The sequence below is a fragment of the Rhodanobacter glycinis genome (assembly GCF_900114325.1).
In the GTDB taxonomy this organism is placed as follows: Bacteria; Pseudomonadota; Gammaproteobacteria; order Xanthomonadales; family Rhodanobacteraceae; genus Rhodanobacter_A; species Rhodanobacter_A glycinis.
Map to the genome: position 1 here is coordinate 228485 of NZ_FOSR01000005.1, position 20443 is coordinate 248927.

11 protein-coding genes are annotated in these 20443 nt (G+C 67.0%); 7 read left to right on the forward strand and 4 right to left on the reverse strand.

What is annotated here, in order from left to right; translation table 11 throughout:
• Positions 1-47 precede the first annotated feature (47 nt).
• The 3 genes from BMY90_RS07835 to BMY90_RS07845 all read right to left on the reverse strand — a co-directional run bounded on the left by BMY90_RS07835 (position 48) and on the right by BMY90_RS07845 (position 5201).
• The gene (locus tag BMY90_RS07835; protein ID WP_092703005.1) at positions 48-1826 is read right to left on the reverse strand and encodes an autotransporter assembly complex protein TamA; all 1779 of its coding nucleotides are present in this window, start codon (positions 1824-1826) and stop codon (positions 48-50) included.
• Between the two features lie 92 nt (positions 1827-1918).
• Complete coding sequence (locus BMY90_RS07840) at positions 1919-4438, reverse strand: glycosyltransferase family 2 protein (protein WP_425438651.1); 2520 nt, start codon at positions 4436-4438, stop codon at positions 1919-1921.
• Between the two features lie 295 nt (positions 4439-4733).
• Positions 4734-5201 carry a Dps family protein gene (locus BMY90_RS07845; RefSeq protein WP_008210481.1) on the reverse strand — a complete coding sequence of 156 codons (468 nt, stop codon included), beginning with the start codon at positions 5199-5201 and terminating at the stop codon, positions 4734-4736.
• Positions 5202-5327: 126 nt separating this feature from the next.
• On the opposite strand from BMY90_RS07845, the gene hrpA reads away from it, so the two are divergent.
• A complete protein-coding gene (gene hrpA / locus BMY90_RS07850) occupies positions 5328-9509 on the forward strand; it encodes an ATP-dependent RNA helicase HrpA (protein ID WP_092703009.1) in 4182 nt (1393 codons plus the stop codon).
• 213 nt (positions 9510-9722) lie between these two features.
• On the opposite strand, the gene BMY90_RS07855 is transcribed toward hrpA, so the two are convergent.
• Positions 9723-10202: a hypothetical protein gene (locus BMY90_RS07855; protein ID WP_008210488.1), complete on the reverse strand. Its 480-nt coding sequence runs from the start codon at positions 10200-10202 to the stop codon at positions 9723-9725.
• Positions 10203-10302: 100 nt separating this feature from the next.
• On the opposite strand from BMY90_RS07855, the gene BMY90_RS07860 reads away from it, so the two are divergent.
• From BMY90_RS07860 to yoaA, 6 genes are all read left to right on the forward strand, one after another.
• Positions 10303-12441 carry a RelA/SpoT family protein gene (locus BMY90_RS07860; protein ID WP_092703011.1) on the forward strand — a complete coding sequence of 713 codons (2139 nt, stop codon included), beginning with the start codon at positions 10303-10305 and terminating at the stop codon, positions 12439-12441.
• A 167-nt stretch (positions 12442-12608) separates the two neighbouring features.
• The gene (locus BMY90_RS07865; protein WP_092703013.1) at positions 12609-14300 is read left to right on the forward strand and encodes a tetratricopeptide repeat protein; all 1692 of its coding nucleotides are present in this window, start codon (positions 12609-12611) and stop codon (positions 14298-14300) included.
• Entirely contained in the window at positions 14297-15148 is an 852-nt protein-coding gene (locus BMY90_RS07870; protein WP_092703015.1) for an SDR family oxidoreductase, read from the forward strand. The genes BMY90_RS07865 and BMY90_RS07870 overlap by 4 nt, the downstream gene beginning before the upstream one ends.
• A gap of 160 nt (positions 15149-15308) precedes the next feature.
• Positions 15309-17639, forward strand: coding sequence for a penicillin-binding protein 1B (gene mrcB, locus BMY90_RS07875; RefSeq protein ID WP_092703017.1), 2331 nt, complete (start codon positions 15309-15311; stop codon positions 17637-17639).
• 2 nt (positions 17640-17641) lie between these two features.
• Positions 17642-18181 carry a tetratricopeptide repeat protein gene (locus BMY90_RS07880; RefSeq protein ID WP_425438650.1) on the forward strand — a complete coding sequence of 180 codons (540 nt, stop codon included), beginning with the start codon at positions 17642-17644 and terminating at the stop codon, positions 18179-18181.
• A 235-nt stretch (positions 18182-18416) separates the two neighbouring features.
• Positions 18417-20366 (forward strand): DNA repair helicase YoaA, encoded by a 1950-nt coding sequence (gene yoaA, locus BMY90_RS07885; protein ID WP_092703021.1) that lies wholly within the window; start codon positions 18417-18419, stop codon positions 20364-20366.
• Positions 20367-20443 lie beyond the last annotated feature (77 nt).

The window sequence follows — 20443 nt, forward strand, 5'->3', positions numbered from 1 at the left end:
GCCGCAGGCGAGCAATCTAGCGTCCACGCCAAAGCCAGCAAAACAAGTCATAAATCCGGCCCGATCACGATATGCAACTCCACCCCATGCCGATTCCTGTCATGGATCGGCGTGCCCAGGTCAACCCGGATCAACCCTACCGGTGAGCGCCAGCGCAAACCCAGGCCAGTACCGACCTTCGGCCGATAGTCGAAGCCGTCGAAGGCGTTGCCGGCATCGACGAAGGCGGCAATGCCCCAGTTGCGGGTGAAGTAGTGCTCCACCGTGGCGCTGGTCACCAGCAGGTTGTGGCCGCCGATCACGCGGCCGTAGCTGTTCTTCGGACCGATGGTCTGGAAGCCGTAGCCGCGCACCGAGCGGTCGCCGCCGGCGAAGTAGCGCAGTTGTGGTGGCAGCGCCGCGAAGTCGCTGGTCCAGGTGGTGCCGATGGCGCCACGCAGGATCAACCGGTCGCGCCGGGTAAAGGCCTGGATCCATTTTGCGTCGGCAGTCACCTGGCTGAAGCGGGCACTGGAGAGCAGGGTGCCGGCGGTGCTGCGCGCGTACAGGCTGAGTGACCAGCCATGGCGCACGAAATCCGGATTGTCCGCGTGCTTGCGGGTGAGCGAGGCTTCGGCGAACACCAGCTTGCTGCGGCCGTGCTCGACGCCGGGTGCGTTGTCCGGTTCGTTGCCTTGCTTGCCCACGGTGAAGGTGCCGATCAGCGCGTGCACGCCCAGCGTGCGCACCCAGCCATGCCATTGCCGGGTTTCGTTGCCAACCAGTTCCAGCGTGCGTGATTGCGAGGTGTCGGTATTGGCGTCGCGGTAATTGGCGCCGAAGTTGTAGCTGCGCTGATTCGGCCCGGGCATCGGAATGGAGTAGAGCGTGGACAGCGTCTTCAGCCGCTGCGCCACCACGATCTCGTTCTTCCATTTGTGGCCGCGATTGTTGACCCAGCGCCGCTCGACGCCGCCACGCAGGCCGAAGCCGGTATCCGTGCCGAAGAACGGGCCGCCGGTGTAGACGGTGCGCTTGGCCGGCGCCAGCTGCACGTTGACGTCCACGGTACCGTGCTTCGCCGTGTCCACGTCGGGCAGCACGTTGACCACCGAGAAATAATCGGCGCCGTTCAAGGCCTGCTGCAACGTGAGCAACTGGTTCTGCGAGAAATAGTCACCGGACTTGAACGGCACGTAGCGTTGCAGGAAACCTTTGCGGAATTGCGAGCCCTCGAAGTGCACGCTGCCGTAGTGATAGCGCGTGCCTGCTTCCCAGGCCAGCTTCACCACGGCGCTGCGCTCGGCACGATTCACTTCCACCCGGTGCACCTTCAGTTTGGCATCGAGGAAACCGTCGGCGGTAAGCGCGCCGCTGAGCGCATCGCGATCGGCATCGTAGGTGGCGTCGTCCAGGCGCTGGCCTTTGAGGCGTTCGATCTTGTGTGCTGCATGGCGGATCGAGGGAATCGCCAGCGCGGTCTTGTCGAGCTGGATGTCCACGGCGGTCACCCTGACTGGCTCGCCCGGCTTCACGTGCAAGGTGACCTGCCAGTCCTTGCCGACGCGCTTCAGGTCGGCGGTGACGGTGGCGTCGTAATACCCATACGGTTGCAGCGCTTTGCTCGCCTGGTCGGGCGCTCGCTCGTAGAGTCGACGAACCTGGGCGTCGCTGACCTCGCGCGTGGCGTATTGCGAGAGATCCACGCCGGCAACCACGGCGCCCTTCAGCGGATCCTCGACACCATCCACCACCAGCAACACGCCCGCGTGCGCGAACAGCGGAAGCAGCAGGAGCAGGGCAAGGCCCCAACGGGCGAGACCCGGGCGTCGGGAACGGCGGCGCATGTGAGGGGATCCGTCCTCATTCGGGGGTGTGGGCAGGCGTAGCTTACCCCAGCGTTCGTTGGGTTCTTATGAAAGCAGGTGCGGCCGATGGCTCAGCCGGCTGCATCGCCCGAGCGATGTGCGATCCACGCACCGATCACCGCCGAGAAATAGGGGATCGACTGCGCGGCCAGGATGAAGATCCACAGCTCGCCCTCGATGTAGCGCGTGCCGAAGCCCTTGATCATGCCGATGATGCACAACACCAGCGCGCAGGCCATCAGGCCTTCTTCGCGTACGGGGGCAAACGCGGCGAGGCTGCTCTCGCCGAGGCGACGGCTCTTCGCCGTCACCACGAACGAGGTCTTTTCGCGAGTCAGTCCGTGCAGGATGCCGCGCGCGATGGCGTGCGACAGGCCCATGCTGGCCAGCGAGGCCATCAGCGTGTCGTACCAGCCGCAGGGGACGCGAGCCCGGTACAGCACGATGCCGAAGATCGCCTTGGCGAAGAAGAAACCGATCACCGGAATCAGGAACAGCTGCATCGGCAGGCTGAACAGATTCGGGAACGCCACCATGCCGGCGGTCCAGAAGATCGCCATCAGGGTGAAGATCAGGTGCAGCGCATCGGCGAACCAGCTGAACCAGCCGGTGAGGAAGTGGAAACGCTGGCCGGCGGTGAGCGGGCCCTTTTGCGTCATCCAGTTCCAGCGGCCCTTGAGGATCTGCATCGCACCGAATGCCCAGCGATAGCGCTGGCTCTTGTACGCCTTGAAGTCGGCCGGGGTCAGGCCCTTGCCCATCAGCTCGTCGACGTAGACCAGCTCGTAGCCGGCATGCATCAGCCGCAGGCCCAGCTCGGCATCCTCGCAGATGGTCCATTCCGACCAGCCGCCGGTGCCTTCCAGCGCACTGCGCCGGACCATGGTCATGGTGCCGTGCTGGATGATCGCGTTGCGCTCGTTGCGATGGTGCATGCCGATGCGGAAGAAGCCGTCGAACTCCCACGCGGTCATGCGGCGGAAGCGGTTGTGCTCGAAATCGCGGTGCGCCTGCGGGCACTGCACCACGGCCACCTTGGGGTCGTGGAAGTGGCCGGTGAGGGCGGCCAGCCAGTCGGGGCGCACCACGTAGTCTGCATCGATCACCGCTACCACGTCGGCCTCGGGCGCGGTTTCCTTCAGGCCGAAGTTCAACGCGCCGGCCTTGAAGCCCGGCCACGGTTCCAGGTGGAAGAAGCGGAAGCGCTTGCCCAGCTTCTCGCAGTACTCCTTCACCGGACCCCATACCGCCGGGTCCTTGGTGTTGTTGTCGATCACCAGCACTTCGTAGTTGGCGTAATCCAGCTCGGCCAGTGAATCCAGGGTGAGCTGGACCATCTCCGGCGGCTCGTTGTAGCAGGCCAGATGGATGGATACGAACGGCTGCTTCTCCGGCGCATCCGGTCGCAACATGCCGGCGTGGCGAATCCACTCGCGCCGCCACAGCACCTCGGTGAACTCGAAGCCGTTGATCAGCAGGATGGCCAGGATCGCCAGCTGGGCCGGGAACAGCAGCACCAGCATGGTCCAGTCGATCCAGTCGAGGTAGAAGTTGAACGGCAGCGTGGCCGACCACACGATCAGCGTGCAGGCCAGCTGGATCAGTCCGCAGAAGAACAGTCGCCCGGTCAGCTTGAAGCGCGCGAAGCGCCGCGCGAACCACAGCATCGGTAGCAGTGCCAGCAGGCTGGCGGCCAGCGCCTTCCACGGCCAGCCGGTGTCCTCGGTGACCGGTCCGGTGAACGGGAACTTCAACTGGCGGTCGGCGGTGAACATGCCCCAGTACGCTTCGGTGCGGCCCGAGAGCTGCTCCTTCCACGGCTGGTCGAACGCCTCCATCACGTAGTAGTCGATGTGGTCGCGCTTGGCCACGTTGAACCACTGGCGCAGGAAGATCGCCTCGTTGGATACGGAGGGCTCGGCGTATTCGTGGCGGTCGCCGTTCGACGGCCAGCCGATCTCGCCCACCACGATCGGCTTGTACGGGTACAGCTGACGCAGGTGCTGGTAGCTGCCCAGCGCGGCGCCGATGGCGTCCTTGCGCGGGATGCCGTTCCAGTACGGGAACAGGTGCACGGTGATGAAGTCGACATGGCTGACCAGCTCCGGGTATTTCACCCAGATATAGTCCGGCTCGGCCACCGACACCGGCTGGCGGATCGCCGCGCGCACGCGGTCGACATAGGCCATCAGCTGCGCCGGCGGGATGTCGTTGCGGAACAGCACCTCGTTGCCGACGATCACCCGGGTGATCGTTTTCGGATAGCGCCGCGCCATCGCGATCAGCGCCTCGATCTCCTTCTCGTTGTTCTCCAACCGCGTGTCGATCCAGGCACCGGCCAGCACGTGCAGGCCTTCCTTGTGCGCCAGCCGCACCACCTGCGGGTTCTGCAGCATGGAGTAGGTGCGGATGTTGTCGCTGTACTTGTGCAGCAGGTGCAGGTCGCCGGCGATCTGCTTGTCGCTGGGAAAGTCGTTCTGCAGCGGGTTCTGGTAGCGCTGGAACAGCGACACCGCGAAGCCGTTGATGGGGCCGTGCCAGTCTTCCGGGCCGTGCGGCAGGTTGCTCCACCACCACAAACCGATATTCATGGCGGCCACCACCAATGCCAGCAGGATGGCCGTAAACAGCGAGGGTCGACGTGGCGGATTGGAGGGTGTGGCGCTCAAGGAAATTCCCGTGGGTGCCTCTCCCGAGGCAGGCGTAGCCCGGCGAGCTTAACCAATCGGTGGTTGTCCGCTCAATAAAACGTGGGAAATGCAGTCAGCGCTAGGTCAGGGGCTGGCAACCCGGGGAGGGTGAAGTCGTGCCGGCAGGCCCCTGTCCGGGCGACGCGCCCATGCGCCTGGACGGCGGCGAGGGCGCGTCGCAAACCGGCTGGTCAGCTCATTTCAGCAACGAACGCAGCATCCAGGCGGTCTTCTCGTGCTCCTTCAGGCGGCCGGTGACCATGTCGGCAGTGCCTTCGTCGCCGGCCTTGTCGGCCGCCTTGATCGTGTCGCGCGCGGTGGCGGCGGCGATCTCGTGGCCTTCGACCAGCTGGTTCACCATTTCCTTCCATTCCGGCACGCCGGACTCTTCCTTGATCGAGGTGAGCTTGCCGAACTGGCTGTAGGAGCCGGGGGCGAACACGTCCAGCGTGCGGATGCGCTCGGCCACTTCATCGGCGGCCAGCCACAGTTCGTTGTATTGGGTCTCGAACATGGCGTGCAGGCTGTTGAACTGCGGGCCGGTCACGTTCCAGTGGAAGCTGTGCGTCTTCAGGTACAGCGAATAGGTGTCGGCCAGCAGCTTGGACAGGTGCTTGGCCACCACCTCGCGGTCTTTCTTGGCGATGCCGATGTTCAGGGCCATGGGTTGCTCCTTGTGGGTATCGATGGGAGAACGTTTCGTCGCCATGGACATTAGCGGCTCGCCCGGTGACGGGGAAATGAATCTTTGCGATGCCGCTGATAGTCACCGGCTATCATGTCGGGCTGCATGAATACGAAGCCCGACGCCAACGCCCGAACCGCCACCGATCCCCGCCTGCGCGAGATGCGTCGGGCGCTTGATGGCGTGTGCAGTCGCGACTTCGGACGCCTGCTGGGGCGGTGGCGCGGGCTGTCGAAGCGCCCCGACGACGCCAGGCTGGCGGCGCTGGGTATCGATATCGAGGCTTCCGCGGCCAAGCGCCGCGCGCGGGTCGAGGCGAAGCCGGCGATCCGGCTGGACGAATCGCTGCCGATCACTGCGCGTGCCGACGACATCGTCAAGCTGATCCGCGAGCACCAGGTCGTGGTGATCGCCGGCGAGACCGGTTCGGGCAAGACCACCCAATTGCCCAAGCTGTGCCTGGCCGCCGGTCGCGGCGAAGCCGGTCTGATCGGTTGCACCCAGCCACGCCGCTTGGCTGCACGTTCGGTGGCACGCCGGGTGGCCGAGGAGCTGGGCACCCAGTTGGGCGAGCAGGTGGGTTTCCAGGTGCGCTTCACCGATCAGGTGAGCGAGCGCACGCTGGTGAAGTTCATGACCGACGGCATCCTGCTGGCCGAGACGCAGGGTGATCCGTGGTTGTCGGCCTACGACACGATCATCATAGACGAAGCGCACGAGCGCAGCCTCAACATCGACTTCCTGCTCGGCTATCTGAAACGGCTGGCGTTGAAGCGGCCGGAGCTGAAGATCATCGTCACCTCGGCCACGATCGACACCGCGCGTTTCGCCGAGCATTTCGGCGACGCGCCGGTGGTGTCGGTGGAAGGGCGGGCGTATCCGGTGGAGTTGCGCTGGCGACCGGTGGATGGGCCGGCGACGCCGGGAGGCGAGGTGGTGTCCGCGCCCGCGAAGGGCGGTCGCGGGCAGGGTGCGTCATCGCGGCAGGGCATGCAGCAGGGCAGCGCCGAACACGTGGCTGCCGTGCTCGACGAGATCATCGCCGACCGCAGCCTGGGCCATGGCCCGGGTGACGTGCTGGTGTTCCTGCCCGGCGAGCGCGAGATCCGCGACGCGCATCTGCTGCTGTCGCGCCGGCAATACCGCGAGACGGAAATCCTGCCGCTGTACGCGCGACTGTCCGCCAGCGAACAGGATCGCGTGTTCAAGCCCGGTCCGAAGCGGCGCGTGGTGCTGGCCACCAACGTCGCCGAGACCTCGCTCACCGTGCCGCGCATCCGTTACGTGGTCGACACCGGCAGCGCGCGCGTCAAGCGTTACAGCCAGCGCAGCCAGATCGAGCGGCTGCACGTGGAGTCGGTGTCGCAAGCCGCGGCGGATCAGCGCAAGGGCCGCTGCGGTCGCATCGGCCCGGGCATCTGCTATCGCTTGTACGACGAGGCCGACTTCGACGCGAGGCCCGAATTTTCCGATCCCGAGCTGCTGCGTTCCTCGCTGGCCAACGTGATCCTGCGCATGCTGGCGCTGAAGCTGGGCGAGGTCGACGGCTTTCCGTTCCTCGACGCGCCCGATCCGCGCGTGGTGGCGGATGGCTACCGGCGCCTGGCGGAAATCATGGCGATCGACGAGCAGCGCGTGCTCACGCCGATCGGGCGCATGCTGGCGCGGTTGCCGATCGACGTGCAGCTTGCGCGCATGCTGGTGGAAGCGGAAAAGCTGGGAGCGCTGCGCGAACTGCTGGTAGTGGTGGCTTTCCTCAGCATCCAGGACCCGCGCGAGCGCCCGGCCGACGCCCGCCAGCAAGCCGATGCCGCGCATGCCGCTTTCGCCGATCCGAAGTCCGATTTCGCGGGTGTGCTGAACCTGTGGCGCGATTATCACGCCGCGCACGAGGAGTTCACCCAGTCGAAGTTGCGTGACTGGTGCTCACGCCACTTTCTCAGCTTCATGCGCATGCGTGAGTGGCGCGAGCTGCATCGGCAACTGTTGCTGGTGGTGAAGGAGTTGGGGTGGTCGAGCTCTGCTCCCTCTTCATCGCGGGGCGGTGATGCTGTTTCTCCCTCTCCCCTGCGGCGAGAGGGCCGGGGTGAGGGGCCACGCTCGCGAAGCGCTGGCAGGAACAAGCGTGCTTCGCATGAGCGCTCTGGCAAGCACCCGCCCCTCACCTCAATCCTCTCCCCAACGGGGAGAGGAGGCGAAGGCGAAGAGCGCGTTGTTGATCAACAGGCTGCGGCGGACCACCTCTTCGAGACGATCCACCGCTCACTCTTGGCCGGCCTGCCGACCCAGGTCGGCCGCAAGGACGAGCGCGGCGTCTACCAGGGCACGCGCGAGCGCAAGTTCCAGGTGTTCCCCGGTTCGGCCTTGTCGAAAGTGCCGCCGAACTGGATCTTCTCCGCACAGATCCTCGACGTGGGCGGCAAGGTCTGGGGCATGGCCAATGCGCGGGTCGAGCCGGTGTGGGTCGAGCAACAGGCGGCGCACCTGCTGCGCATGTCGTGCCGCGATGCGCACTGGTCGAAAAAGCGCGGCTGCGTGGTGGCCTACGAGCAGGTCAGCCTGTTCGGTTTGACCCTGGTCGAACGCCGGCCGGTGACATTCCAGAAACAGGACCCCGCGCTGGCGCATGACATCTTCCTGCGCGAAGCGCTGGCGCGTGGCGATATCGATTCAAAGGCCGATTTCGTGCGCGCCAACCAGCGCGTGCTGGAGGATGCCCGCGGCATCGAGGCGAAGCAGCGTCGCGAGGGTTTGATTCGCCACGAGGACGAACTGGTCGATTTCTTCCGCGGCAAGTTGCCGGAGGACATTGCCAGCAGTCGCGGGCTGGATGCGTGGTATCGCAGTGCACGTCCCGCCGAGCAGGCCGCGCTGCGCTGGTCGCTGGACGACGTGATGGCGGGTGGCGCCGGGCTCGATCCGAAGGCTTTCCCGGCGATGCTGGACATCCAGCCGGCAGGCAACAAGGTGACGGCGCAGCGCTATCGCCTCGAATACCGTTTCGTGCCTGGCGACGAGGCCGATGGCGTCACCTTGCACCTGCCGCTGGCGATGCTCAATGCGCTGCCAGCGGCGCGTTGCGAATGGCTGGTGCCGGGCTTGCTGGCCGACAAGGTGGCCGAGCTGATCCGCGGCCTGCCCAAGGCGCTGCGCCGCAACTTCGTGCCCGCGCCGGATTTCGCGCGGGCTTTCGCCGAGGCAGAGGCGTCGCGCGACGAGCCGCTGACCAAGGCGCTGGCCACGTTCCTGAAGCGTGCCACCGGCGTGGATATCGAGGCGGGCGAATTTGCCGCCGTCGAGCTGGCGCCGCATTTCCGCATGCGTTTCCGCCTGCATGACGACAATGGCCGTACGCTGGCGGCGGGTCGCGATCTGGCCGCCTTGCGTGCGCAATGGGAAGGCCAGGCGCGCGAGGCGTTCTCGCGCAAGACCGACGTGGAGCTGACGCGCGAAGACGTGGCCAGCTGGGATTTCGAGGAGATTCCGCGCGACGTGCGTTCGTCCGGTGGCCTGCTGGCTTTCCCCGCGCTGGTCGATCTCGGCGAGACGGTAGCGCTGCGCGTGTTCGAGCGCCGCGACGAGGCGGCCGAGGCGCATGTCGCCGGCGTGCTGCGCCTGTTGCGCAATGCGCTGGCCAGCGACCTGAAGCAGGCGCGCCGACGCTTGCCGATCGGCAACCCGCTGGCGCTGAAGTACGCGCCGCTGGGTGGCGTGGATGGCCTGCGCGAAGACCTGGTCGAAGGCGGCGTTGCCGACATGATGGCGCGGCTCGATCTCGATGTGCGCACGGCTGGCGCGTTCGAAGCCTTGCATGCGCAGGCCTCGCGCGAACTGTTCGGCGCTGCGGTGGAGCGGCTGAAACTGGCCGAGCCGATCATCGAAGCGCAAGCCGAATTGAAGCCATGGCTGGAACCTCCGCTGATCGGCTTTGCCCGCGCCAGCTATGACGACTTGCGCGAACAGCTCGACGTATTGCTCGCGCCGGGCCTGCTGCGCGAATTGCCGCCGGCGCGGCTGGCGCACCTGCCGCGCTACCTCAAGGCCATGCGCTTGCGTGCCGAGCGCCTGCGCCAGGATCCGGCGAAAGACCAGCAGCGCATGCTGCAGGTCATGCCGTACTGGCGTGAGTATCTGCAGCACCGCGCCGCCGGTGACGAAGGCCTGGATGAACTGCGCTGGCTGATCGAGGAATGGCGCGTGTCGCTGTTCGCGCAGGAACTGAAGACCGCCGAGCCGGTGTCCGCGAAGCGTCTGGCAAAAGCCAGCGCTCTTATAAAACCAGCCTAGCCGAAGCCTCTTCGCACAAGTTGCGGCAGGCTTGCCCGATCGCGAACCCGTCCGGCCCGATTGCCTCCTCTCCCCTTCGGGGAGAGGATTGAGGTGAGGGGTGGGTGCTCGCGACAGCCTCAAATCGAAGCGTGCCCTGAAACAAGGCTTCCGCGAGGTTGGCCCCTCACCCCAGCCCTCTCCCCGGAGGGGAGAGGGAGTAAACCTCGCCACTCAATTCGCCGGCTGCACCCGCGCACTGGTGTTGTAGCCCTTCACCTTCAGCAGCCAGCCACCGAGCAGGCCGGGCTTGATGGTGACTGCCGGTGCATCGAGCGTCCTTCCGGTGTTGAGCGAACTGTCGTCCGCCACGCGCCAGCGCTGGCCGTTGGCCAGCACCAGTACGGCGCCGGGTTGCCAGCCGTTGAAATGGCCGGCGATGTGGCTTTCCACCGTGGCGTGCGCGGGGGCGGCATGCGTGGCTGCGGTGGCAGTGGGAGCGGCCGACGCCGGCACTGCGGCGGCGAGTTCGCTGGCGTGCGTGGACAGCCAGGTGGCGAGATAGTCCCGTTCGCCGGCGTTGAGCTTGTCCAGCCCGGCGCGCTGGTAGGCCGTCGCTCCCATTTGCTGGCGCAGCGTGTTGGTCTGCTGTGCATGCAGCGGCAGGCTTGCGGCAAGCAGCAGGGACAGGGCGAGGGCAGGGCGATACGTCATGGTGGCAACTCGTGGAGGGGGGCGTGCCGATTTTCCGCGCAAGCAGCCCTTCAGTCCAAATCCGTAGAATGGGGGCATTACTGAAGGACGAGTCCTGGGCATGGCGCAAGCTCCCTCCATCGCGAAGCCGGACCTGTTGTCGTGGCATGCCCGCGCCGGGGCCGTGCCGGCCGTGTTGGCGGAGGCGCTGGAGCTGTGCCAGGCAAGCGCGGTGAACCAGCCCGAATGCGTGGACGTGCTGGACCTGCTGGCGATGCTCGGCTGCGATGCGCAGACCCAGGCGGCGGCGCTGTGGTTCGCGCTGGCGCAGGTCGAGCCGGCGCGCTGGGATGCTGTCGCATCGGCGTTGCCGGAGGACCTGCGCCGCCTGGTGGAGGGCCAGCGGGCGGCGGAGAAGGTCTGGGCGCTGCATGCGCAACGCAGTGCCGATGGCGGTTCGGAAGGCCTGCGCCGCCTGTTGCTGGCGATCATTCGCGACTTGCGCGTGGTGTTCGTGCTGCTGGCGCGCCAGTTGGCGAAGATGCGTGCCGCCGCCGCGTTGCCCGAGGACGAACGACAGGCGCTGGCGCGACTGACCCGCGATATCCACGCGCCGCTGGCCAATCGTCTCGGCATCTGGCAGTTGAAGTGGGAGCTGGAAGACCTGGCGTTCCGCTTCCTGCAGCCGGATGTCTATCGTCGCATCGCGAAGCTGCTGGATGAACGCCGCACCGACCGCGAAACCTTCATCCACGAGTCGCTGGACGAACTGGGCAAGGCGCTGGCGGACGCCGGTATTCGCGCCGAGCTGGCCGGTCGTCCCAAGCACATCTATTCCATCTGGAAGAAGATGCAGAAAAAGGGGCTGGAGTTCAGCGAGCTGTACGACATCCGCGCGGTGCGCGTGCTGGTCGACAACGTGGCCGACTGTTACGCCGCACTGGGCGTGGTGCACACGTTGTGGCCACACCTGCCGCGCGAGTTCGACGATTACCTGGCACGTCCCAAGGGCAACGGTTATCGCTCGCTGCACACTGCGGTGATCGGTCCGCGCGGCAAGACGCTGGAAGTGCAGATCCGCACCCACGACATGCATCGCGCCAACGAGCTGGGCGTGGCCGCGCACTGGCGCTACAAGGAAGGCGGCAACGGCGACGCCGAGTTCGAGGCCAAGATCGCCTGGATGCGCAAGCTGCTGGACGCGCGCGCCGAGGATGAGAGTGGTGCGCTGGCGGCCGATCTGAAGACCGAGCTGCTGGAAGATCGCGTCTACCTGCTCACGCCCAAGGGCGAGGTGTTCGACCTGCCGCACGGCGCCACCGTGCTGGACTTCGCCTACCACGTGCACACCGAGGTGGGTCATCGCTGCCGCGGGGCGAAGGTCAATGGCCGCATCGTGCCGCTGACCTTCCAGCCGGTCAGTGGCGATCGCGTGGAAATCCTTACCGCCAAGCTGGCCGAGCCCAGCCGCGACTGGCTCTCGCCGCATCACGGCTACCTCAACACGAATCGCGCGCGGGAAAAGGCGCGCGTATGGTTCCGGCGCAGCGCACAGGACGCCAACCTCGCCGCTGGTCGCGCCTTGTTCGAGCGCGAGCTGAAGCGCCTGGCGCTGCCCGAGGCGGACATCACGCGGCTGCCGGCGCAGTTCCATCTGAAGACGCACGACGAACTGCTGGTGGCGCTGGCGCTGGGCGAGATCACCGCCGGCCAGATCGCACGCGTCCTGCTGGAGGCCACCCAGCCGGCACCGGAAATCACCCAGTCAGCGGCGCCGGTCACTTCGCGACACCATGTGCTCGACCACACCGCGCTCAGCATCGAAGGCGTCGGCAACCTGCTCACCACGCTGGCGCGTTGCTGCCAGCCGTTGCCCGGCGATGAAGTGCGCGGCTACATCACCAAGGGGCGCGGCGTGTCGGTGCATCGCGCCGATTGCGCCAGCCTGGCGCGGCTGGCCCGGCGCGAACCGGACCGGGTGATCGAGGTGAGCTGGGGCCGTGCCGCAGTGCAGGCATACGAGGTGGACATCGAATTGCGTGGCTACGAACGCAAGGGCCTGCAGAAAGACGTGGCCAGCGTCATCAGCAACGCCAGCGTGGGCATCATCGCCTCGTCCAGCCGGCTGTTCACCCGCAGCGGCGAAGTGGAGATGCGCTTCACCCTGCGCGTGCGCGACTACGAGCAACTCTCCACCTTGCTGGACCGGCTGGTGGCCTTGCCCAATATCGTGGATGCACGGCGCATCGGTGCCCGTTGAGCCACCGGCGGGGCGTCGCGGCGGAACCGATGCCCGCGGTGGCGGTCACAACGCGTGCAAGCTTCAAGGCTGGCCGGCAGTTGAACGCAGCAACCTTCGGCGCGGGCGCGCCGGCGGGGCGATGTTAAGCTCCCGTGCTTGAACCAGACGGCTTTTCAAGTGAATCCATGAGCGGACATCGCGACCCGCACGCACCCGGCCCGCAAGGCCGTACCGAACCGAAGCTGGGTGATCTCGATCATCTGGACGGCCCGCCGCCGCCCGCGCACGACGGTTTGCCGCCGTTGTCGGTGGAGCCGGAGCATCGCCGCGCCGCCGCGCCGGCGAAAAAAATGCCGCGCGAGCGTCGCCGCGGCTGGCTGGTTCCTCTGTTCGCGCTGGTGCTGCTGGCGCTGATCGTGGTGCTCTGGCTCAACCAGGGCAACCTGCGCGCACTGATTCCGCGCACCGATTTCGATGGCGTGCTGCATCGCGCCGATGTCGCCCTGCAGGAAGGGCATCTGGATGGCACCGATGGCACCAGCGCCCGTGAATTGTTCGAGGCGGCGCGTGCGCTGGAGCCGGACAATGACCGCGCACTCAACGGCCTGCACGAAGTCGGCGAGGCCGAAGTGGCACGCGCCGATGCCTCGCTGCAGGCCGGCAAACTCGACGAGGCCGATCAGGCCCTTACCGCCGCACGCGAATTGCTCGGCGGCGGCAGTGACGTGGATCGGCTGACCCAGGCACTGGCCAAGGCGCGTGGCGCCAACGGGCAGGGCGATGCGCTGATCGAACAGGCGCAGCAGGCCTTCGCCGCCGGCAAGCTGGATGGTCCGGATGGCGCGGGCCCGTTGTACCAGCGCGCGCTGGCCAGCGGTTCCAACCATGCGGTGGCCAAGCATGGCCTCGACCAGGTCGGTGGCGCCTTGGCCGCGCAGGCGCGCAAGGCGCTGGCCGCGGGCAACCAAGCGGCGGCCAACGATCTGATCGGCCGGCTGGCTGCGCTGCTGCCGAACTATGGCGAGCTTCCGTCGTTGCGCGCGGCGCAAACGCAGCTGCGCCAGCAGTCCGATGCCGCGCTGGCCGCCGACCTGCAGCAAGGCCAGGACGCCTTGCGTGCCGGCAACATCACCGGTACCGGCGACGACACCGCGCTGGCGCACTTCAAGGCGGCGCTGGCGATCGATCCGGACAATGCACAGGCCAAGGCCGGCCTGGGCCAGGTGGCCGCCGCGCTGGTGGTGCAGGCCAATGCCGCCATCGACGGTGGCGACAACGCGCAGGCGAAGCAATTGCTTGACCAGGCCGCCGTATTGGCGCCGAAATCGGCCGACCTGCTGGCTGCGCGCTCGCGGCTTGGCGCGGCTCCCGCGCCCGCACCGGCGTCGGCCGACGGTGCCGCCGATGCCGGCATGACACCCGCGCAACTCAGCCCGCAGCAGAATGCCAAGGTGGCCGAGCTGGTAAGGCGTGCGAAAGCCGCCGCGGCACAGGGCGAGATCATGGCGCCGCCGGGCGACTGCGCCTACGACCTGTACCGCAGCGCGCTGGCCATCAACGGCAATGACGCGGCGGCACGTGCCGGCCTGCAGGCCCTGCCGGCACTGGTCTCGAACCAGTTCGGGCAGGCCATGGCCGGCGGCAACCTGGGCCGTGCCGGCAACCTGCTTTCCACGCTGGACAATCTTTCGCCGGGCGATGCCAGCCTGTCGCCGTTGCGCCAGCGGCTCGCCGGCGCCTGGCTGGACCAGGCCCAGCGCCAGCTCGACAGCGGCGACCGCAGCGGTGCCGCGCAATCGCTGGAACAGGCGCGCAAGCTGGCGCCGAACCATCCGCGGGTGCAGGAGCTGACCGAACGCATGCAGGGCGGTACATGACCGTCCTGGTTTTCGGGGGCAGCAGCCAGATTGGCCATTTCCTGTTGCCGGCGTTGTGCGAACGCGGCGAACCGGTACTGGCGTTGAGCCGCCAACCGCGTGACGCGCAGGCCGGGCTGGACTGGATCGAAGGGCAACTGCCCGATGCCGTGCCGGCGGTGAAGGATGTTTCCGCCATCATCAGCTTCGGCCCGCTGCAGCCGTTCGCCGACTGGCTGGCGCAGGCCCCGCTGCCGCTGGCGCCGCGCGTGATTGCCACCAGCTCGATGAGCGCGGAGACCAAGCGCGCTTCCCCGGTGCCGGCCGAGCGTGCCATCTCGCAGCAACTGCGCGATGGCGAAACCGCGCTGGCCGCCGCCTGCGCGCGGCATGGCTGCGCCTGGACGGTGCTGCGGCCCACCCTGATCTACGGCGCCGGACTGGACAAGAGCCTGACCCCGATCGCCCGCCGGGCCTCGCGCACGCGACTGTTTCCGCTGCCGGCCGGGCACGGCTTGCGCCAGCCGGTGCATGCCGCGGATATCGCGCTGGCCGTGCTGGCAGCGCTGGACGTGGCGTCATCGGCCGGTCGCGTGCTGTCGCTGGGCGGTGGCGAACGGTTGCCGGCGGCCGACATGTTTGCCCGCGTGCGCCGAAGCCTGCCGGTGGCTACCGTACCGCTGCCGCTGCCGGCGTGGCTGCTGCGCGGCGCCCGGCGCGTGCTGCCCCGGCTGGCCGGTCCGATGGGGCGACTGGAATCGGACCTGGTGGCGGACAACACGGAGCTGACCCGCCTGCTTGGCGTGACGCCGCGGCCGTTCCGTCCCGATGCCGACTGCTGGCAATCGCCGCCTTCGGTTCGATCCTGAGTGATCGGCGCGACGGGGACATCGGCGTCATGCAGCCACGATTGCCACGATTTCCGCCCCGCTTCGCCCGGGTCTTGCCCGCGTCGCACGGGTGGCATTCATCCGCGCGCCGGGTAGGTGGTCCTATGATCGAGTTGTTGTCTCACCGGATATCCCCACGTTGGCCTTTCTGACCCGAACCCGAGCCGCCGTCCGCGCCAGCTGGCCGTGGCTGCGCGTTCCCTTCTGGATTGCCCTCGGCCTGTTCTTCGGCTTCCTGTTGCCGTACACGCTGGTACTCAACAAGCGCGTGCAGGATCGCTTCGAGGACTTGGTGTTCGCCGTGCCCACGCGCGTCTTCGCGCGGCCACTGCCGCTGGCGGCGGGCGAGCCGATGACATCGGCGGCGCTGAAGCTGGAGCTGACTTTCGCCGGTTACAGCGATGACGGCCACGGCGAGGTGCCGGGCAGTTGGACCAGCAAAGGCTCGACCTACGTGATTTCCTCACGCGGCTACGTCGATCCCGATGGTGGCGAGTTGCCCAAGCGCATTCGCGTGACGCTGGGCAAGGGCGATATCGCTTCGGTGCGCGACGCGGCCAGCAACAAGCCGATCAAGCTGACCCATCTCGATCCGGCACGCATCGCGACGGTGTACGGCGCCAAGCAGGTGGATCGCCGCATCGTGCATCTGGCCGACGTGCCGCCGTTGCTGGTCAGCGGCCTACAGGCGGTGGAAGACCGCAGCTTCAAGAACAACATCGGCATCGATTTCACGGCGATCCTGCGTGCGGCCTTCGCCGATCTGCGCGCGGGGCATTCGGTGCAGGGTGCCTCGACGCTGACCCAGCAACTGGTGCGCAACCTGTTCCTGAGCCGGCGCCAGACCTTCACGCGCAAGTTCAACGAAGCGCTGATGTCGATCCTGCTGGACTTCCACTACAGCAAGGGCCGCATCCTCGAGGCTTACGTCAACGAGGTGTTCCTCGGCCAGCAGGGCAACCAGGCGGTGCACGGCTTCGCGGCGGCCTCGGAGTTCTACTTCGGTCGCCGGCTGCAGGATTTGCGTCCGCAGGAAATCGCCATGCTGGTCGGCATGGTGAAGGGGCCGAGCTACTACGATCCGCGTCGCTATCCGAAGCGTGCGCTGGCGCGTCGCAACCTGGTGCTGCAGGTGTTCGCCACCACCGGGTTGCTGACCCCGGCGCAGTCCCAGGCCGCGCAGGCGACGCCGCTGGATCTGGTCAGCAACGGCCAGTTGCCGCACAACCGCTTCCCGGCCTTCATGCAGCTGGTACGCGCGCAGATCACCAACGATTTCGACGGGGATACCTTGCGCAAGGGCGGCCTGTCGATCTACACCACACTCGATCCGGCCGCGCAGCTGTATTCGGAGCAGGCCATCGACCAGACGATGAAGAGCCTGGGCAAGCGTGCCAACGGCGTGCAGGCGGCCGGCGTGGTCACCGACTCGCAAACCGGCAGCGTGTTGGCCGTGGTTGGCAGTCGCACGCCGGGCGACCAGGGTTTCAACCGTGCGCTGGATGCGCGGCGGCCGATCGGCTCCACCATCAAGCCGTTCGTCTACCTGGTGGCGCTGACCAATCCCTCGCGCTGGAACCTGGCGACGGCGCTGGACGACAGCCCGATCAACCTGCGCCAGCCCGACGGCACGATGTGGACGCCGCACAACGACGACAACCAGAGCCACGGCATGGTGCCGATGGTCGATGCGTTGGCGCATTCGTGGAACCTGGCCAGCATCCGCCTCGGCATGACCGTGGGCTTGTCGCGCATCCAGGCGTTCCTGAAATCGTTCGGGCTGGATGATGTCAGTCCCGGCCCGTCGCTGCTGATCGGTGCCATCGACCTGGCCCCGATCCAGGTGGCGCAGATGTACGAATACCTTGCCTCCGACGGTCACGCCCTGCCGCTGCTGGCGGTGCGTGGCGTGGTCGATGGCCATGGCCAGACCATCAAGCGTTATGAAGTGCGCAGCGGCAAGGGCGAATACCAGGAAGCGGTGCGCCTGATCACCTGGGCAATGCAGCAGGTGGCGGTGTACGGAACGGCGCATTCCATCGGCGACTCGGGCCTGGCGTGGCTGCACGCTGCCGGCAAGACCGGCACCAGCAACCAGATGCGCGACAGCTGGTTTGCGGGCTTCACCGGCGACCGTCTGGCGGTGTTCTGGATGGGCCGCGACGACAACAAGCCGACCACGCTGTTCGGTGCCAGTGGCGCGCTGCGCGCCTGGCGTGACCTGTTCGCCAAATTGCCCACCGAGCCGCTGTCGCCCGCGCCGGGCCAGGGCCTGCAGATGGCCTGGATCAATCCTGCCGACGGCAAGCCCACCGAGCCGCAGTGCGAAGGCGCCAAGCAGGTGCCGGTGGTCGCCGGATCGCTGCCTGCCGATACCGAAGGCTGCTTCTGGCAGCGCATCGGCAACATGTTCGGTGGCGGGTCGAATACACCGGCTCCCGCTACACCACCCGCTTCCGGAAACCCGTGATCATGTCGAGTCGTACGCTGCGTCGATCCCTTGAATTCTTGATGGTCGCGAGCGGCACTTGCCTGCTGGCTGCGTGCGTGACACCGAGCGCGCCACACCGCGAGGCATCGGTGCCGGTGCCATCGAATGTGCAAATGGTGCAGGCGATCCGTGCGGCGGGCGCGCGCGAGCAGTCGGTGATCAATGTCGATCCGCTGCGCAGTCCCGGGGTGATGTCACTGCGCGATGCCGCGCGCAGCGATGAAGCGAGCGGCCACTATGCCGATGCCGCCAGCAAGCTCGACCAGGCGTTGAAACTCAGCGTCAATGCACCCGACCTGTTGCAGGATCGCGCCGAGGCGGCGGTCTATCTCGGCGATTACGCCACCGCCGAACGGCTGGCGCGGCAGTCATGGTCGCTCGGCCCCAAGCTCGGGCCGTTGTGCGCACGCAACTGGCAGACCGTGGTGGAACTGCGCCTGCACGCCGGCGACGCGGCCGGGGCTGCGACCGCGCGCCAACAGCTTGCGACCTGCCACAAGCCCGACGTGTCGCGTTTCTGAGAGCCCGTTCAACATCCTGTTCACCCCTCATCTTTTGCGAAGCAGACGCGGACTTGGAGCCCGCTCGCGGGCGATGCTTTTGCGGCATGACGTCCGCAAGCCTGAAAAGCATCGCGACTGAAGCTGCTCCTGCCGGTGGAACGTGCGCTTGTTGGGGAAAAGTCCTGGATGGGCCGCGTGGCTCGGGTGGCTGGCCTGGTTTCACGTAGCGACGCCACTCGGCGATACTTGCCGGATGATCGATCATGATGATTCGGCCGACGATGCGGCAGCGTTGCTCGGCCCCGATGGCCCGTTTGCGCGCGAACTGCCCAATTTCGCACCGCGCGCCGAGCAGCAGGCGATGGCGCAGGCGGTGCAGCACGCCATCACCGAGTGCGAAACGCTGATCGCCGAAGCGGGTACCGGCACCGGCAAGACGTACGCCTATCTCGTGCCCGCCTTGCTGTCGAACCAGCGGGTGATCGTTTCCACCGGCACCAAGGCGTTGCAGGATCAGCTGTATTTCCGCGACCTGCCGCGAGTGAAGGCGGTGCTCGGCACGCGCCAGAAGACCGCACTGCTGAAAGGCCGCGCCAACTATCTGTGCCTGTACCGGCTGGACCAGACCGTGCGTGAAGGTGCGAATTTCGACAAGCCGCAGGCGGCGCAACTGGCGGCGATCCGCGCATGGTCGGCGCGCACGCGCCACGGCGACCGCATGGAGCTGGCCGAGGTGCCGGAAGAATCGCCATTGTGGCCGCGCGTCACCTCCACGCCGGAGAATTGCCTGGGCGTGGAGTGTCCGTTCTACGACGACTGCCACGTGGTGAAGGCGCGTCGCGAGGCGCTGGAAGCGGATCTGGTGGTGGTCAATCACCATCTGTTGTTTGCCGATCTGGCGCTGAAGCAGGAAGGTTTCGGCGAGATCCTGCCTGGTGCGCAGGCCTTCATTCTCGACGAGGCGCATCAGGTGCCTGAACTGGCCGGGCAGTTCTTCTCGCAAAGTGTCAGCGCGCGCCAGCTCACCGACCTGGCGCAGGATGCACTGCGCGAATGCAGCGGTGTCACCGGCGCCATCGGTCTGCTGCTGGAGCCGGTGGAGGCCTTGCAGGATGCACTGCGTCAGCTGCGCCTGGCGATGGAGCCGCTGCCCGTGCGCGGTCCGTTCCAACTGATGGATGCGCGTGCCGACGTCCACGAAGGCCTGCACGACCTGTGCGAACTGCTGGCGGCGTTGACCGATCTGCTCGCGTCGCAGGCCGAACGCTCACGCGGCTTTGCCAATGTGCACGAGCGCGCCGCCGTGCTGGGCGAGCGGCTGGAGCGCATCACCGAAAGCGCAGGCGAGCAGGACGTGCGCTGGTACGAACGTTTTCCGCGCGGCTTCGTGTTGTATGCCACGCCACTGGACCTGGCCGCGCCGCTGCGCGCGATGCGCGAGCGCACACAAGCCGCCTGGATCCACACCTCGGCCACCTTGTCGGTGGCCGGCAGTTTCGAGCACTTCGCGCGCCAGCTCGGGCTGGACGATCCACAGACCCTGCGCCTGGACAGCCCGTTCGACTATGCGCGGCAAGCCCTGTGCTATCTGCCTGCCGGGCTGCCCGATCCGAACGCGCGCGACTACACCGAGCGCGTGCTCGATGCCGTGTTGCCGGTGCTCGAAGCCTCGCATGGCCGCGCCTTCCTGCTGTTCACCTCGCACCGCGCGTTGCGTCGCGCCGCCGAGCTGCTGGCCGAGCGCGTGTCGTGGCCGCTGTTCGTGCAAGGCACCGCACCGCGGCATCAACTGCTGGAAGAGTTCCGCCATTCGGGCCACGGCGTGCTGCTCGGCGCCGCCAGTTTCTGGGAAGGCGTGGACGTGGCCGGCGAGGCGCTCAGCGTGGTGGTGATCGACAAGCTGCCGTTCGCCGCGCCAGATGATCCCGTGTTGCAAGCACGCCTCGAAGCGCTGGAAAGCCAGGGCATCAACCCCTTCATGGGCTGGCAGGTACCCACCGCCGCGATCGCGTTGAAGCAGGGCGCCGGCCGCTTGATCCGCGACGTGCACGATCGCGGCGTGCTGGTGCTGTGTGACCCGCGACTATCCAGCAAAGGCTACGGCAAGCTGTTCCTCGCCAGCCTGCCGCCGATGCCGCGCACACGGGAGTTGGGGGATGTAACGGCTTTCTTTGGCAATACCCCGGCAGGTGGCCAGGCATAGCCGTTCGTTGATGGCTTGAAGGGTGGTGCGCTGGCTTTGATGCAGGCGCGTGCGCTTGTCGCTATGCGTGGCAGCTT